Origin of the sequence: Romboutsia maritimum, assembly GCF_002251085.2 — a bacterium.
GTDB lineage: Bacteria > Bacillota > Clostridia > Peptostreptococcales > Peptostreptococcaceae > Romboutsia_B > Romboutsia_B maritimum.
The window spans coordinates 134,673-149,962 of the sequence record NZ_NOJZ02000004.1; the positions used below are offsets into that span (position 1 = coordinate 134,673).

Genomic DNA, 15,290 nt, shown 5'->3' on the forward strand with positions numbered 1-15,290 from the left:
TTAACCATTTACAACAGCTAAAATTGTATCTGGATTGCTTAATAAAGTTACAGATTCTGGTATATCCATATCTTTTACTAATAATTTATCATTGAATTTCATGTTAGATACATCAAATTCGAAATATTCTGGTATTTCTTCTACATCACCTTGTAAATCAATAAATGGATTAAAAGTTTCTAAAACTAATCGTTGAAGTTCTAGATTTTCTTGACCAAAATATCTAACAGGAATACTCATTTTAATTACTTCATTTGCTTTTACATACTGTAAATCAATATGTATAATTTCATTATCATTATTCTTTTGAACTTCTTTAATTACACAATTGAAGTTTTTATCGTTTAAATTTAGGGTAATAATAGAACCACTATAGTTACTATTTAACATTTTGATTAACTCTGATCTTTGCATTTTTGCAGGAATTGATTCAGGTAAAAATTCTCCATAAATTATGCAAGGAACTTGACCTGACTTTCTCATTTTCTTTAAGTTTTCTTTTGTGTTTCTATCATATACCTTAAATACTACATTTGACATAATAAATACATCTCCTATTAATTTTATTTTTTAATTTAATATAATTTAATATTTATTAAGCTCTTATAGATGTTAAGGTGATATATATACTTTTGTATATAATAATATTAAGTGAACTAACTACATAAAGAGCTTAAATTTGAAACTCGGCATATGCATCAGCCTCCTTATAGTAAATAATTCTAATTTAATTTAATTATAACATATATACTTATAAAAACAAAATTTATAAAAGAATGTATAACAAATAAGGTTATTCGAAAAATTTGTAAAATAAAAAATAATATAAAAATGTGAATTAAAATATAAATTATTTTGGAAAAATCCGTATATATAACATAAGTTATATAAGTAGAGGGGTAATTTATATATGGAATATATATTTGATAAAATAGATAATTATATGTTAGTGATTAATAAACAGGGGAATTTAAAATATTGTAATAAACCATTATTATTAAGACTAGGATATATAGATAAAGAAATAGAAAGTTTAAATCTTATTGAAATAGTACATAATTCACAAGATAAGATAAAAAATATATTAGATGGGACAGATAAGAAAAATATAGATTTAGAGTTGTATTCAAAAAATAAAAAGATAATATTTGTTAAAGGTGAAATTATATTTGAAAAATGGAAAAGTGAAGACTCAATTTTTATTTTGCTTAAAGAAATATCTGAAGAATATTATTCACCTTTTTTAGGATGTATAAAAGATTTAGAAAATGTTGATAAACAAATATTTGATATATGGGGAAAATCTAGATCTTCGGAGTTAAATGAATTAGAACTTTTTTTAACGACAGCTGCAGATCTTATTGGAATAGTGGATAAACAAGGATATTATAAACAGGTTAGCTCGACTTGGACAACAATATTAGGGTGGACAAGTGAGGAATTATTATCTATGAATTTTAAAAATATTATGCATCCAGATGAAGTGGAGAATTTTATTAATAGCATCAAATTAAATTTGATAAATAAAAATTTAATACGTTTAAATAATAGATGTTTATGCAAAAATGGAGAGTATAAATGGTTAGAAATAAGCATAAAAAATGCATATGATAAGGACATATATATTGTAACAGCAAAAGACATAACATATGAGAAAGAAATAGAGGATGAGAAAAAGAAGCTACAAGAAGCTATTCATTTAGAAGGCATAAAAAATGAATTCTTTGCTAATATATCTCATGAATTTAAAACACCATTAAATATTATACTTGGAACGATGCAATTATTAAGTAAAAATATAGATAGGGGGCGTATAAAATATAGTCAAGATATAAATTTAATTAGTTATATTAATTCAATAAAACAAAACTCATATAGACTTTTGAGATTAGTAAATAATTTGATTGATATGACTAGAATAGATACAGGATATTATGAAATACATTTGGGTAATTATAATATTGTAAATATCGTAGAGGAAATAACTATGTCTGTTACTCAATATGTAGAAGATAAAGGAATAAATATTTTGTTTGATACTAATGTTGAAGAATTAGAGTTAGCTTGTGATCCAGACAAAATAGAAAGAATTATGTTAAATTTATTATCAAATGCAATTAAATATACTGATGAAGACGGAGCAATTTTTGTTGATTTAAAATATTATGATAATAAAGTTTCTATCTCAGTAAAAGATAATGGAATTGGTATATCAAAAGATAAAATAAATAAGATTTTTGAAAGATTTGGTCAAGCTAATAATTCATTTACACGAAGGTGTGAAGGAAGTGGAATAGGTTTATCTTTAGTAAAATCCCTAGTAGAAATGCATGATGGTAAAATACATGTAAAAAGTGAACCTTCTTATGGTTCTGAATTTATCTTTGAAATACCTGTAAGGTTAGTTGATGATGAAAAATTAAAAACAATTGATATAAACTATAAACAGTTTCAAATTGAAAAATGTAATATAGAGTTTTCTGATATATATTCTATATAGCATTTTTTATATAATCTATTTGAAAAAATTGAAAATGCCACCATTTTGCCACCTAAAAATAAATATGGTGGCAAAATTATTTTATAACATAAAAATATTCCTAAATATTAAAGTATTAATAAGTGCATAATAAATTTAATATATTAAATTTGGAGGTTTTACAATGAAAAAGTTATTTATCACAATACTTACAATAGTATTTATATCTACAAGTATGTCTTTTGCTAATGTTCCTAATTCAACAGCTGATAAACTCTTATCTGAATTAGATATTATACATAAGGATTTAACGCTAATTACTAAAATGATGATGAATATTGAAAATAAAGATGCTAAAGAAATAGATAAAATAAAACAAATAATAAAACGTGACAATTCTATAATTGATTCAAATTACTCTGTATTAAACAATTTATATACAAATGAGACTAATATTGAACTAAAAAAACAATACGCAGAGATTGGCTATATATTATCATCACATGCTATTGCATTAAATAACTTTTCATTATATGTAGATGAACCAAATAATATTGATGAATTCATAGATGGAGTAACGATGATAAGAAACGGACATATGACATTAGACTATGTAGAAAATAAAATAAAGGATGTTCATAAATAATATTTGATTTTAAAGAACTCTTTCAAAAGGGTTCTTTTTTAGTATCTTAAACACCATATATAATAATCTCTTATGTTATATATATAAGCACGTGTATTTGTTTATACTCATAGAAAAAATTGAATATATGTAAAATGTATCATATGTTATATAAAAAAATTAAAAAATTGATTTATTCAGATAATTAAAAATATGTTTATTAACATTAAAAAAATGTAAAATTATGATATATTATACTTAAAAGTAGTAATATTTGGAAGTATTGTAAGGGGGATGAGTATTATGAAAATGACATGATTAATGATGGAAATAGGGGAAATAAAATATAAGTGTGTATACGATAACTTATATAAATATCAAATATAATATAGAAAGGGGAAAAAATTATTAAAAATAATAATTTTAATAATTAAATATATAGTTATGGAAAATAGAGAAATACTTCGTTTAACATATAACAATTTGAGTGAAGAAGTAAATTTAAAGATTGCTAAGTTGTGTGCAGATGCATATAAATCTACTTATGGTGAAAAAGGGATTTTACCAAGAGATTTGAATACATATCAAAGTCAAAAATTTTTAATATTTAATAAAAAAATGTCAAATAATAATAGAGATTTACAAGAGTATATTAAATCATTAAAAGTTAATGTTTTATATTTTAAAGAACTAGGAGATGCTATAAATAATTGTATTTGTGATAGTATAAAGACAAGAAATATACCAGAAAAAGATAAATCTGAGGAAAATTTTTTAGAAATTCAAAATAGGTTAAAAACGCAAATAGAAAGTGAAACAATTGAGAATAATAATAAAGTTAAGGTATATGACCAAAACAATAAAAATAATGACGAAAAAAGAAAAGCTTTACAGTATGATTATATGTTTTTCGATATATATACAACAATACTATATTGCTTGTATCTAGTTGTTTCAATAAATAAGAATAAATTAGATTCATTATATGATGTAAATTCAGTAGAATTAAGTAAGTCAATAAATAATATTTGTTATGGGTATACTAAAATGTATTTAGCAGGGGAATTACTTTAAGGATATAGGTAATTGTATCTTATAGAAGTATATTTAAAATATGTATTTAATATATTTTGCATGATGTATTTTAGAGCATAAGTTTATTTTGGTATATAAATAAATGGTATGAAATAAGAGTGATAAGATATAACTTGTCACTCTTATTTTCTCTATACAGTTATTAAATTTTTTGTTAATAATAACCTATATAGTGGCGATATGTTTGAATTTAGTATAAACTTTGAAGAAAAGGGAGAATCTATATGGAATTAAAACCATTAATATTAATAGTTGAAGACGATAAAACCATTTGTAAATTTATAAAAGTATCATTAGAAACACAAGGATATAAATGTGAAGATACAAAGTATGGAAAAACAGCAATATCTATGACACTATCTATGTCTCCAGATATAATTGTCCTAGACTTAGGACTTCCAGATATAGATGGATTAGAAGTTATAAAAAATTTAAAGGATATCTCTAATGCAAAAATAATAGTTGTATCAGCTAGAGAACATGAAAGAGATAAGGTAGAGGCTTTAGATTTGGGGGCAGATGATTATTTAACAAAGCCATTTGGAGTATCTGAATTATTAGCAAGAATCAGAGTGTGTCTTAGAAATATAGCAAAAGAAAATAATGTTAATTTAGAAAAAGATTTTATTTTTCAAGTTAGAGGACTTAAAATAGATTATGAAAAACGTAGAGTAAGCATAGAAAGTGAAGAAATACATTTAACTCCAATAGAATATAGACTATTGGTACTTATGTCAAAGTATGCGGGTAAGGTCTTAACCCATAAATTTATTATAAATGAAATATGGGGAAGCTATATGGAAAGTGAAACTCAATCTTTAAGAGTTTTTATGGCTAGCATAAGAAGAAAACTAGAAAAAGATCCAACTCAACCACAATATATACTCACAGAAATTGGAGTTGGATATAGGATGATAGATGAGTAAAAAAGCCTTATTGATAGGGCTTTATTTTTTTATCTGAAAAATTGCTTAAATAAATGATAATAGCTTGCTTAACAAATAGGTACAGAAATTATATATAAGCAGTTTCTAAAAATTAGAAAATGTACTATTATATATATAATGGTATATTTTTGATTTAATATATTTTAATGTAAATTACCATCGAAAATTAAAGATTTTTAGAATAAAATAGAAGGGATGATATATGACAAAAACGAATCAACAGAGCATAACAGAGTCTGTTAAGTTTGGAATAATTCTAGCTATAGTAGGAGGATTTCTAGATGCATATACATTTATTACAAGAGGTGGAGTCTTTGCAAATGCTCAAACTGGAAATATTGTCATGTTAAGCATGAAATTAGCAAGTGGAAAATTTTCTTACGCATTTATGTACTTATTACCAATCTTAGCTTTTATAAATGGGGTAATAATAGTTGAATATATAAAAAAATGCTCAATTAGATTTGCTGAATTAAAATGGCAATATATAATTCTAACCATAGAAATAGTGATTCTTCTAATCGTAGGTTTTATTCCTAAAAGAGTTCCTGATATGTATGTAAATATAATAATATCTTTTGTAGCATCAATGCAAACATCATCATTTAGAAAATTAGTAGATTCTCCTTATGCAACTACTATGTCAACTGGAAACTTAAGATCGGCTACACAATTTATATACACAGCGTTTTCAGAAAAAAATGATAAAGCAATGATTAAGGCAAAAAGATATATAACAATAATTATAGCATTTTGTATAGGCGGATTTATCGGAGCAATAGCTACTAAAATTATTGGAATAAAGTCAGTATGGATTTCTGCGATGATATTATTAGCTGGATTTGTATTGCTTTGTATAGGTGATGCACAAAAACAAGATGAAGTATATGGTGAAAAAGTTAAAAATATATAAGGAAAAGAGGTAAATATAGGGTATGATATCAAAAGAAATAGCTTCACGAGTATTGTCAAAATGTCTAATAACAGGGGGGGATTTTGCAGAAATATTTGAAGAAGATGAAATTAAGAATACAATAAGGTTGATAGATAGTAAAGTTGAAAATGCACTTGGGGGAAGAAGTTACGGTATAGGAATAAGAATATTTAAAGGTTTAAAAAGTGTATACGCATATACTAATGATAATTCAATTGGGTCTCTTTTAGACACAGCTCATAAAGCGGCATTAGCATTAGGTGAGTTAAAAGAAGAAAAGATGATTGTATTAAATAATACAAAAGTAATAAAAAATATTCATAACATAGGGATTTATCCAAATAAAGTTGGATATGACAGAAAAATAAATATTATGAAGGATGCATATAAAAGTGCAAAAGATTTTAGTGATTACATATCTCAGGTAAGTGTAAATTATATGGATAGCGATCAAAAAATATTAGTAACTAACACAGAAGGACTATATGTAGAAGATAGAAGAATAAGAACTAGATTAGGAATAAGTGCAATTGCATCTAATGAAAATGAAAATCAAACTGGATTTGAAGGACCAGGAGGTCATAAAGGATTTGAAATATTTGAAGATATTGATCCGGTTCATCATGCAAGAGAAGCTGCAAGAACAGCACATACTATGTTACATGCGAAGAATTGTCCAGCAGGTAATATGACAGTAGCTATAGACAATGGGTTTGGTGGAGTAATATTCCATGAGGCGTGTGGACATTCTCTAGAAGCAACATCAGTAGCAAAAGGGAACTCTGTATTTGCAGGAAAAATAGGGAAACAAATTGCATCATCAAAAGTAACTGCAATTGATGATGGTACAATTGAAAACTATTGGGGATCATCAAATATAGATGATGAAGGAAATCCTACAAAGAAAAATGTATTAATTGAAAATGGAATTTTAAAATCATATATGGTAGATAAGTTCAATGGAAGAAGAATGAATATGGAGCCTACAGGAAACTCTAGAAGGCAAAATTATACATTAGCGCCAACTTCAAGAATGACTAATACATACATAGCAAATGGTGAAGATAATCCAGAAGATATAATAAAATCAATTAGTGATGGTCTTTATGCAAAAAAAATGGGTGGTGGATCAGTTAACCCAGTAACAGGGGAATTTAACTTCTCAGTAGCTGAGGGATACTTAGTTAAAAATGGTCAAATAACAGAGCCAGTAAGAGGAGCTAGTTTAATAGGAAAAGGTAGCGAAGTTCTTATGAATATAGATATGGTAGGAAATAATTTAAAACAAGCTCAAGGAATGTGTGGATCTTCATCAGGAAGTATACATGTTAATGTAGGTCAACCAATGATAAGAGTAAAAGAAATCACTGTAGGGGGAAGAGCGGAGGAATAGTTATGGAATTTATAGAATTTAAAAAATTATTATTTAAAAAAGCTAAAGAAGCAGGATTTAAAGAATGTGAAATTTATCATACAAGTGGAGAAAGTTTAAGTATAACGGCTTATGCGGGAGAAATTGAACAATATAATTTAAATAAATCTTTTGGATTATCCTTTAGAGGTAAAATAAATAATAAAATGGGATATTCTTATACCGAAATCCTTGATAATGAAACTATTGACATGCTAATAAAAAATGCAAAAGAAGCAGCTTCATCAATAGAAAATGATGATATTCAGTTTATATATGAAGGTGATAAAAAATATAGTGAAGTAAGAACTTATTCAGAAAAACTAGAAAATATAGATACATCTAAATTAATAAAATTAGTACTAGATATAGAGAAAGAAGCTAAAAATTATTCTGATAAAGTTGTAAATATTAGAGGGTGTAGTATTGGATATCAAACATCAGAATATGGAATTTGTAATACTAAGGGATTAGAATTAAATAATAAAACTAATATACTTACAGCATATGTAGCTCCTGTGGTTGAAGATAATAATGAAAAATTCGATGGATTTGGATACAAAATAGCAGAAGATTTAAATGATATAAATCCTAAAGAAATAGCAAAACAAGGTGTCCAAAAAGCTCTAGAAAAGATAGGAAGTAAGAGTATACCATCAGGTAAATATAAAACTATATTATTTAATAAAGCAATGTCATCTTTAATAGGGACATTTTCTGATATATTTGATGCAGATAGGGCTCAAAAAGGGTTATCTTTATTAAAAGATAAAGAAGGGGACTTTGTAGCATCTGAAGTTGTAACAATAGTAGATGATCCATTATTAAATGATGGTTTAGGCTCTACTCCTTTTGATGATGAAGGTGTTGCTACATATAAAAAAGAAATTATTTCTAAAGGAAAACTTGTAACTTTATTACATAATTTAAAAACCGCAAATAAAGCTAATTTAAAAACTACTGGAAATGGATTCAAGTCATCTTATTCATCTGTTGTAAATATAGCTCCGACTAATTTCTATATAGAAAAAGGGGAAAAAACTTTAGATGAACTTATGAAAGAAGTTGGAGAAGGTTTGATGGTAACAAATTTAGCAGGACTTCATTCTGGTGCTAATTCTATAACAGGAGATTTCTCATTAGCTGCTAAAGGATTTTATATTCAAGATGGGAAAAAAGCATTCCCAGTTGAACAAGTTACAGTTGCAGGTAATTATTTCGAATTGATGAAGAGTATAGAAACTGTAGGAAGTGATTTAGAGTTTCCTATGAGTAATATAGGCTCTCCTTCTGTTTTTATTAAAGAATTATCTGTAGCAGGCAAGTAGTGCGTTAAATTAAGTTGTAATCTTTTTAGGTAGGGAGCCAAAGTTTGCAAATCAAATGTTTGATGTGTTTTTAATTATGAGGCAACTACATGAAATACTATGATATTTAAATCAAGTGATTTTACTCAAAGAAAATACTTTATAAAATAAGCAGGCACCTACTTTAATTAGTAGGTGCCTGCTTACTTTTCCACTCAACATATCTTATTTTAAATCAGACTTTTGTAAAAGAAAGGTTATAATAAAAAAATTGAGTACGAATACTAAATTTTTATTAAACAATAAGGAGTGATTATTATATTAAATTACTAAGTTTATTAATCCACCAATCTTTATTTAAATCAAAGTACCAGTTAGGTGTTACAACTATGTACTCATCATTAATATCTAACACAGTAGGAATACCTGTATATACAATATCTATATAAAGTTTAAATGGTCTACATTTTCTATTTACTTTGCATTCCAATTCACTAATATATTCATTAATATATTTAGAAAAATTTTCGTTACCTACAAACTCATGAAATGAAAGTGCATTTTTTCCACCAACTTGCATATTCCACCACTCATTGAAATGAGGATAAGCTTTTATACAAAAATCTCTTAACTCAATATATCCAAGTTCTGAAAATTTATTTATGTCATAAGTCCACTCAATAGAACTACACATTTTATCTGAATTAACATTAGTATACTTATGTTTTATAATATCGTTAAACCAAGAATTCCATTGAAGCTTTAATTTATTAAAATCATAATTATTAAAATCTTGAGTAACTATATTAGTGGGCCAAGGTTTATTTTTTTCATCAAAATTTTTATCATCTATGAAATTGTACATAGAACCTGTAAATATAGCAAAATTTAACAAATCATCACTTGAAAAATAAATTGACCAAGAGTCAATATTATCTTTACACATCATATTAAAGCCTCCTTATATATTTTTTCTTTTTATAAAATAGAATGTATATGAAATTAATAAAGTTATTAATGCAAATAATAAACCTAATATCAAAATAGAAGCTAAATATAAATTATATTTAAGCAAAAAAGATTGAAAACTTAACAAATTTATATTTAATAAATCTGAAACAATACATAATCCAAAACTAACTAAAAAAATTGAAACAATTCCTGAAATAGAATTTTGTAAATCTTTTTTACTTAAAGACATATGTGTAGTTATAGAAGATGATAAAAACAAAAATATCCAGAACTTAAAATTAAGTAAATTAGAAAAATTAAATAATTCATTGGATAACAAAAGTAATGTTTTGTACAAGTATGTGAAAAAAACTTCAACATTATTTTGATTTATTAAATTTATAGATTTATAGATATTTAAAGTTAAAAACATATCTGGAAGTAAAATTTTAAAAGATAAAATTAAAGTTAAGGAACCAAAAATTAAAGGAGCAATACCAATGAAAAAATTTCCTATTTGTTGATATAAGCTATTTTTATTATAGCTATGAGAAACAAATCCTAAAACTCCATCAATTTTACAAGCAGATGGTCTAAATAATTCAACCCTAGTTACTTTGTGATTGAAAATCAAACACATTATATAATGACCTAATTCATGAAGAGGGGTCCCTATTATTCCAGTAAATAAAATTCCATTAAATCCAAATACAGATTGAATATAAAAAGAATTTTTCTTTTCAATAAACCTATATATTACCCCAAAAATAATGAATATCCCTATAGTATAAATAGTAAAAAATAAACTGCATTTCAATGTACTTAAAATCATAAAATTACCTCTTTTTAATTTGTATTATATGTCTTTATAATTTTATCATAGAAACCTTGATTTTATAAGTAGGTTCTAAGCTCACCAAACGACTAATAAGTTACGATGAATAATACTTTAAGAGTTATCTTCTTAAAAATATTACAATTAGATTATTATAAGACGAATTTGTTTTATATTAAACAAAATACAAAATTACCTAGTAGATTAGAATAATAATAAAATTTAATAAACAGAAAAATAATGAAAAAATATCCATCTATATATAATTTGAAAAAGTGGAATAATATTAACTAAGAATTGGAGTTGATTTCTTATGATTTCTCAGTTTTTAGTAAAAAAAATTATTAAAAATAGCGAAGATATTCAAAATGATTTTGTCAGAAATAAATATGGATATTTAGCTGGAATAATTGGAATTATACTGAATTTTTTATTGTTTTCATTAAAATTTTCAGTAGGAATATTAACATCTAGTGTAGCTATAATGGCTGACGCATTTAATAATTTTTCAGACATGGCATCATCTATTATTACTATAGTTGGATTTAAACTTTCAAGTATACCTCCGGACAAAGAACATCCTTTTGGACATGGTAGATTAGAATACATTTCAGCTCTAATTGTGGCATTTATGGTGATGCTAGTTGGAATACAATTTATAAAATCATCATTTAAAAGAATACTAAATCCTGTTGCAATTAATTTTGAATTAACTACATTTGTACTTTTACTTATATCTATATTTATAAAATTATGGCTAAGTATATTTAACAAAACTATAGGAAATAAAATAAATTCTTCTGCATTAAAAGCAACTTCAGTAGATGCATTAGGTGATGTAATTACTTCTAGTGTGGTAGCTTTATCATTCTTATCTTCGAAGTTTATAACTTTTCCTATTGATGGATATGCGGGTATTATAGTTGCATTAGCAATACTTTATGCAGGATATTCATTAATTAAAGAAACAATAAGTCCTTTATTAGGTGAGGCACCAGATCCTGAACTTGTAAAAAAAATTAATAAAGAAGTTCTATCTTATGAAAATATACAGGGGGTTCATGATTTAGTAGTTCATAACTATGGCATAGGAAGATGCATGGCTTCAATACATGCAGAAATACCAGCAAATATAGATATTGTTACTATACATGATACTATAGATAATGCTGAAAGAGAAATATCTGATAAATTAAAAATATATTTAGTTATTCATATGGATCCAATATGTATTGAAAATGAAGAAATTAATTCTATAAAAATTCAAGTTGAAAGCATACTGCAAAGGTATCCTATTGTAAAATCAATGCATGATTTTAGAATTATTGGACATGAAAATGATAAAAATTTAATATTTGATATTGTTATTAATCATCAAAAATCAAATAAAAATATGTACGAAAAGGAATTAAAGGAAAGTATTAGCAAATCAATTAAAGAAATAAACCCAAAATATAAGTGCACAATTACAATAGACAAAGACTTTATTTAAAAAATCACTTTATAAATATTAAGAAATCTATATAGAGGTGTGTTGTAATATGAAGAAAATAAATGAAAAATCAAAATATATTATAAAATTAAAGTTATTAATATTATCAATAGTGATTAGTGTATTTGTCGTAAGTAATAATGGATTGACTTATGCTTGGGATAATTCGGAGTGGAAAATATGGTGTGATAAATGGGAACATTTCAAAGATGATAAAACAAATTTATGTATTACACCAGGGAAAAATGAAACAGAACTAAATTTTGCATGGTATTCAAATTTAAATGAAAGAAATCCCAAAGTAAAATTTAGCAAAAACAAAAATATGTCTAATTGTAAAGAATTTATAGGTGTTTCTATAAATGCTATTAATGGATACAATTCAAATAAGGTAACAATAACTGGGTTAGAAGAAAATGAAACATATTATTATAGTTATGGAAATGATAATATATTTGGCAGTCCTATAAAATACAAAACAAAAAAGATATATAACTTCAGTATATTCCTAGTAGGAGACCCTCAAATAGGAGCTTCAAAAAGTAAATATAAAGAAAATCAAGCACAAGTAAATGCAGTTAAAAATGACAGCTTTAATTGGAATAATACACTTAAAAAAGCATTAGAATTAAATCCTAATTCTAGCTTTATGATATCTGTAGGAGACCAAATACAATCAGGAAGTACAAGTAATATAAATATAAACAATATGCAAAATGAAATTGAATATACTGGATTTTTATGTCCTAAATATCTAAAACAGTTACCTATTGCAACTACTATTGGAAATCATGATAACTGTAGTTCTAATTATTCATTTCATTTTAATAATCCTAATACGTGTAAATTAGGATTAACAATTTCAGGAGGCGATTATTATTTTACTTACGGAAATAGTTTATTTATTATGTTAAATACGAATAATAATAATGTAAAAGAACATGATTTAGTTATAAAAAAAGCTATTAAAGAAAATATAGATAAAAAATGGAGAGTAGTTACAATGCACCATGATATTTATGGTTCGGGAGAACATTCAAATGATTCATATATATTAAATTTAAGAAAAAATCTAGTACCTATTTTTGAAAAAAATAAAATTGATGTAGTTCTAACTGGTCATGATCATACTTATGCAAGAAGTAAAAGATTAACATCTGGAAAAGTTGATGAAAATGGTATTTTGTATATAACATGTAATTCATCATCAGGAAGTAAGTATTATAAAAATTGTGAAAATAAGCAGTATTATGTTGAAAATAGATGGCAAAAAAATGTTCCTACTTTCTCAATTATAGATATTGATAATAAAAATTTTACAATTAATACCTATAGAACTGATACTATGAAAAAAATCGATAAAACTTGTATTATTGTTAAATAAAAATATCTTGCAAATAAATTAATACTTGACAATATGTAAATATAGTACTAACATTTATGTTAAATACTTTGAAAGGTCTGTAATTATAACACTTCTTAGATTAAAAGTCAATGTATTTAAGGGGAAAGGGGATGAAATTATGTTAAATATTATTTCAAACTGCATAAATAACTCATTAATTGAAACTCATATGAAGGAAATATTAAAAATTAATCATAGCTCTAGAAAGTATGGTTTAACTTTAAGTGAAGAAAATGTAAAGGAAATAATAGATTATAGAAATAATGTTCTTAAAAATCAGGGAAAAGTAGAGATGGATATTAAACCTATAAAGCAATTGATTAAAAATATATACACTTCTCCATTTACAAATAAAGAGTATTACTTAGATACTATTAATCATATTCAAGAGGTATTTTATTATCTTAAATATGAATCTCAAAGTAAAATAAGTGATATTGAAATAATAGAAAAAATAAATGATTTTTATAATAGTTCTTCTGGAGATATAAGAACAATTAAGAATATGTCTCAAAAATTTATGTGTGATATTAATTAAAAGTCTATATGATATATAGACTTTTAATTAATAAATAACCATGCCTCCATTAGGACTAATTACTTGACCAGTAATGAAATCTGAATTTGATGAAGCCAGATAAAGTGCACAATGAGCAATATCATTAGGATTACCTAATCTCATTAGAGGAGTTTCCTCTCTTAATGATTCTAAAATATCTTCATCAATATTATTAAGCATATCTGTTTGAATAACACCTGGAGCTATGCAATTTACTTGAATATTAGAAGGACCAAGTTCTTTTGAAAGTGCTTTCGTCATACCTATTATCGCAGCTTTAGATGTTGAATAATGAACTTCGCAAGAACCACCTACAACACCCCAGATAGATGATATATTAATAATTTTACCACTTTTTTGTTCTATCATATATTGAAGAGATTTTTGTGTGCAAAAGAAAACACTATTTAAGTTAATATCCATCATTTCCTTCCAATCATCATCAGATATATCTGTAAATAATTTATTTTTACTTATACCTGCATTATTAATAAGCACATCAATACGTTCAAATTCTCCTATACAAAAATTTATCATAGAATTTACTTGTATTCTATTAGATACATCAGCCTTAAATAATCTTACAGATAATCCTTTATTCTTTAAAGTATTATATAAATCTATAGCCTCATTCTCAGACTTATTATAATTTATAATAGTATTATATCCATTTTCTGCAAAAAGAGTAGCGATTGCTCTACCAATACCTCTAGATGCCCCTGTAACTAATACTGACGTATAAACTCTATAATCTTTTATAAACACTTTATAAATTTCATAGATTTACTTCCTTTTTCAACATATCCGATTTTAAAAGTTATAAATAACAATCTACTTTCGTTTGATATAATACTCCAAAGGCTTTAATTCGACCTCGTCAATGTCTACATATTAACATAATCTTTTTAGTTGATTTTCTATGCTAATTTATTATATTTGCTTGGTTTTTGCTATTTCGACTTCCTCAGACACCACATAAGATTCTACTCTTAGTCATCACTTTCGCAATTTTTGGTTTCATTCTTTGGCAAGTATGACATTAGATACATTGACGGTTAGTCAATAACTAAGTCTTAAATCTATTTTACCACAAATATATTTGCAAAATATCTGTAAACATTTAACTTTTATTTTTTTATAGAGTTTATACTTTTTTACCATATAACGCTACTTATATGACGCTATTTCTCTCACAATAATAGCCACTCTCTTTCAAGACGTGCAAAGACTATTTCTTCACCTTCACCATT

At 25.2% G+C, this 15,290-nt stretch carries 14 protein-coding genes; 10 read left to right on the top strand and 4 right to left on the bottom strand.

The genetic code is table 11. From position 1 onward, the window contains the following. Entirely contained in the window at positions 1 to 540 is a 540-nt protein-coding gene (locus tag CHF27_RS04315; RefSeq protein ID WP_095406084.1) for a 50S ribosomal protein L25, read from the bottom strand. Positions 541 to 910: 370 nt separating this feature from the next. On the opposite strand from CHF27_RS04315, the gene CHF27_RS04320 reads away from it, so the two are divergent. The 7 genes from CHF27_RS04320 to CHF27_RS04350 all read left to right on the top strand — a co-directional run bounded on the left by CHF27_RS04320 (position 911) and on the right by CHF27_RS04350 (position 8,819). After that, positions 911 to 2,500: a sensor histidine kinase gene (locus CHF27_RS04320; protein WP_095406083.1), complete on the top strand. Its 1,590-nt coding sequence runs from the start codon at positions 911 to 913 to the stop codon at positions 2,498 to 2,500. A 163-nt stretch (positions 2,501 to 2,663) separates the two neighbouring features. Beyond that, the gene (locus CHF27_RS04325; RefSeq protein WP_095406082.1) at positions 2,664 to 3,125 is read left to right on the top strand and encodes a hypothetical protein; all 462 of its coding nucleotides are present in this window, start codon (positions 2,664 to 2,666) and stop codon (positions 3,123 to 3,125) included. Positions 3,126 to 3,548: 423 nt separating this feature from the next. After that, positions 3,549 to 4,178: a hypothetical protein gene (locus CHF27_RS04330; RefSeq protein WP_147294070.1), complete on the top strand. Its 630-nt coding sequence runs from the start codon at positions 3,549 to 3,551 to the stop codon at positions 4,176 to 4,178. Positions 4,179 to 4,423: 245 nt separating this feature from the next. Next, positions 4,424 to 5,125, top strand: coding sequence for a response regulator (locus tag CHF27_RS04335; protein WP_095406080.1), 702 nt, complete (start codon positions 4,424 to 4,426; stop codon positions 5,123 to 5,125). Between the two features lie 223 nt (positions 5,126 to 5,348). Continuing rightward, positions 5,349 to 6,059, top strand: coding sequence for a YoaK family protein (locus CHF27_RS04340; RefSeq protein WP_095406079.1), 711 nt, complete (start codon positions 5,349 to 5,351; stop codon positions 6,057 to 6,059). 22 nt (positions 6,060 to 6,081) lie between these two features. Next, complete coding sequence (locus tag CHF27_RS04345; protein ID WP_095406078.1) at positions 6,082 to 7,473, top strand: TldD/PmbA family protein; 1,392 nt, start codon at positions 6,082 to 6,084, stop codon at positions 7,471 to 7,473. Between the two features lie 2 nt (positions 7,474 to 7,475). After that, a complete protein-coding gene (locus CHF27_RS04350) occupies positions 7,476 to 8,819 on the top strand; it encodes a TldD/PmbA family protein (RefSeq protein ID WP_095406077.1) in 1,344 nt (447 codons plus the stop codon). A gap of 295 nt (positions 8,820 to 9,114) precedes the next feature. On the opposite strand, the gene CHF27_RS04355 is transcribed toward CHF27_RS04350, so the two are convergent. Both CHF27_RS04355 and CHF27_RS04360 read right to left on the bottom strand, forming a co-directional pair. Next, positions 9,115 to 9,747, bottom strand: coding sequence for a hypothetical protein (locus tag CHF27_RS04355; protein ID WP_243444942.1), 633 nt, complete (start codon positions 9,745 to 9,747; stop codon positions 9,115 to 9,117). A 12-nt stretch (positions 9,748 to 9,759) separates the two neighbouring features. Continuing rightward, positions 9,760 to 10,581 carry a hypothetical protein gene (locus CHF27_RS04360; RefSeq protein WP_095406076.1) on the bottom strand — a complete coding sequence of 274 codons (822 nt, stop codon included), beginning with the start codon at positions 10,579 to 10,581 and terminating at the stop codon, positions 9,760 to 9,762. 316 nt (positions 10,582 to 10,897) lie between these two features. Here CHF27_RS04360 and CHF27_RS04365 point away from each other — a divergent pair, with 316 nt between their 5' ends. The 3 genes from CHF27_RS04365 (at position 10,898) to CHF27_RS04375 (ending at position 14,019) form a co-directional block, all read left to right on the top strand. Further along, on the top strand, positions 10,898 to 12,076 hold the full coding sequence (locus tag CHF27_RS04365; protein WP_095406075.1) for a cation diffusion facilitator family transporter: 1,179 nt from the start codon (positions 10,898 to 10,900) through the stop codon (positions 12,074 to 12,076). 49 nt (positions 12,077 to 12,125) lie between these two features. Continuing rightward, entirely contained in the window at positions 12,126 to 13,460 is a 1,335-nt protein-coding gene (locus CHF27_RS04370) for a purple acid phosphatase family protein (protein ID WP_095406074.1), read from the top strand. 139 nt (positions 13,461 to 13,599) lie between these two features. Continuing rightward, on the top strand, positions 13,600 to 14,019 hold the full coding sequence (locus CHF27_RS04375; RefSeq protein WP_095406073.1) for a DUF6323 family protein: 420 nt from the start codon (positions 13,600 to 13,602) through the stop codon (positions 14,017 to 14,019). A gap of 27 nt (positions 14,020 to 14,046) precedes the next feature. Here CHF27_RS04375 and ymfI read toward each other — a convergent pair whose 3' ends face one another. After that, positions 14,047 to 14,799, bottom strand: a complete 753-nt coding sequence (gene ymfI, locus CHF27_RS04380) for an elongation factor P 5-aminopentanone reductase (protein ID WP_095406212.1) — start codon at positions 14,797 to 14,799, stop codon at positions 14,047 to 14,049. Between the last annotated feature and the right edge of the window lie 491 nt (positions 14,800 to 15,290).

Excerpts from the sequence above, each read along its gene's own strand:
- CHF27_RS04315 (WP_095406084.1), bottom strand. The coding sequence starts at position 540 with ATGTCAAATGTAGTATTTAAGGTATATGATAGAAACACAAAAGAAAAC.
- CHF27_RS04320 (WP_095406083.1), top strand. The coding sequence starts at position 911 with ATGGAATATATATTTGATAAAATAGATAATTATATGTTAGTGATTAAT.
- CHF27_RS04325 (WP_095406082.1), top strand. The coding sequence starts at position 2,664 with ATGAAAAAGTTATTTATCACAATACTTACAATAGTATTTATATCTACA.
- CHF27_RS04330 (WP_147294070.1), top strand. The coding sequence starts at position 3,549 with ATGGAAAATAGAGAAATACTTCGTTTAACATATAACAATTTGAGTGAA.
- CHF27_RS04335 (WP_095406080.1), top strand. The coding sequence starts at position 4,424 with ATGGAATTAAAACCATTAATATTAATAGTTGAAGACGATAAAACCATT.
- CHF27_RS04340 (WP_095406079.1), top strand. The coding sequence starts at position 5,349 with ATGACAAAAACGAATCAACAGAGCATAACAGAGTCTGTTAAGTTTGGA.
- CHF27_RS04345 (WP_095406078.1), top strand. The coding sequence starts at position 6,082 with ATGATATCAAAAGAAATAGCTTCACGAGTATTGTCAAAATGTCTAATA.
- CHF27_RS04350 (WP_095406077.1), top strand. The coding sequence starts at position 7,476 with ATGGAATTTATAGAATTTAAAAAATTATTATTTAAAAAAGCTAAAGAA.
- CHF27_RS04355 (WP_243444942.1), bottom strand. The coding sequence starts at position 9,747 with ATGATGTGTAAAGATAATATTGACTCTTGGTCAATTTATTTTTCAAGT.
- CHF27_RS04360 (WP_095406076.1), bottom strand. The coding sequence starts at position 10,581 with ATGATTTTAAGTACATTGAAATGCAGTTTATTTTTTACTATTTATACT.
- CHF27_RS04365 (WP_095406075.1), top strand. The coding sequence starts at position 10,898 with ATGATTTCTCAGTTTTTAGTAAAAAAAATTATTAAAAATAGCGAAGAT.
- CHF27_RS04370 (WP_095406074.1), top strand. The coding sequence starts at position 12,126 with ATGAAGAAAATAAATGAAAAATCAAAATATATTATAAAATTAAAGTTA.
- CHF27_RS04375 (WP_095406073.1), top strand. The coding sequence starts at position 13,600 with ATGTTAAATATTATTTCAAACTGCATAAATAACTCATTAATTGAAACT.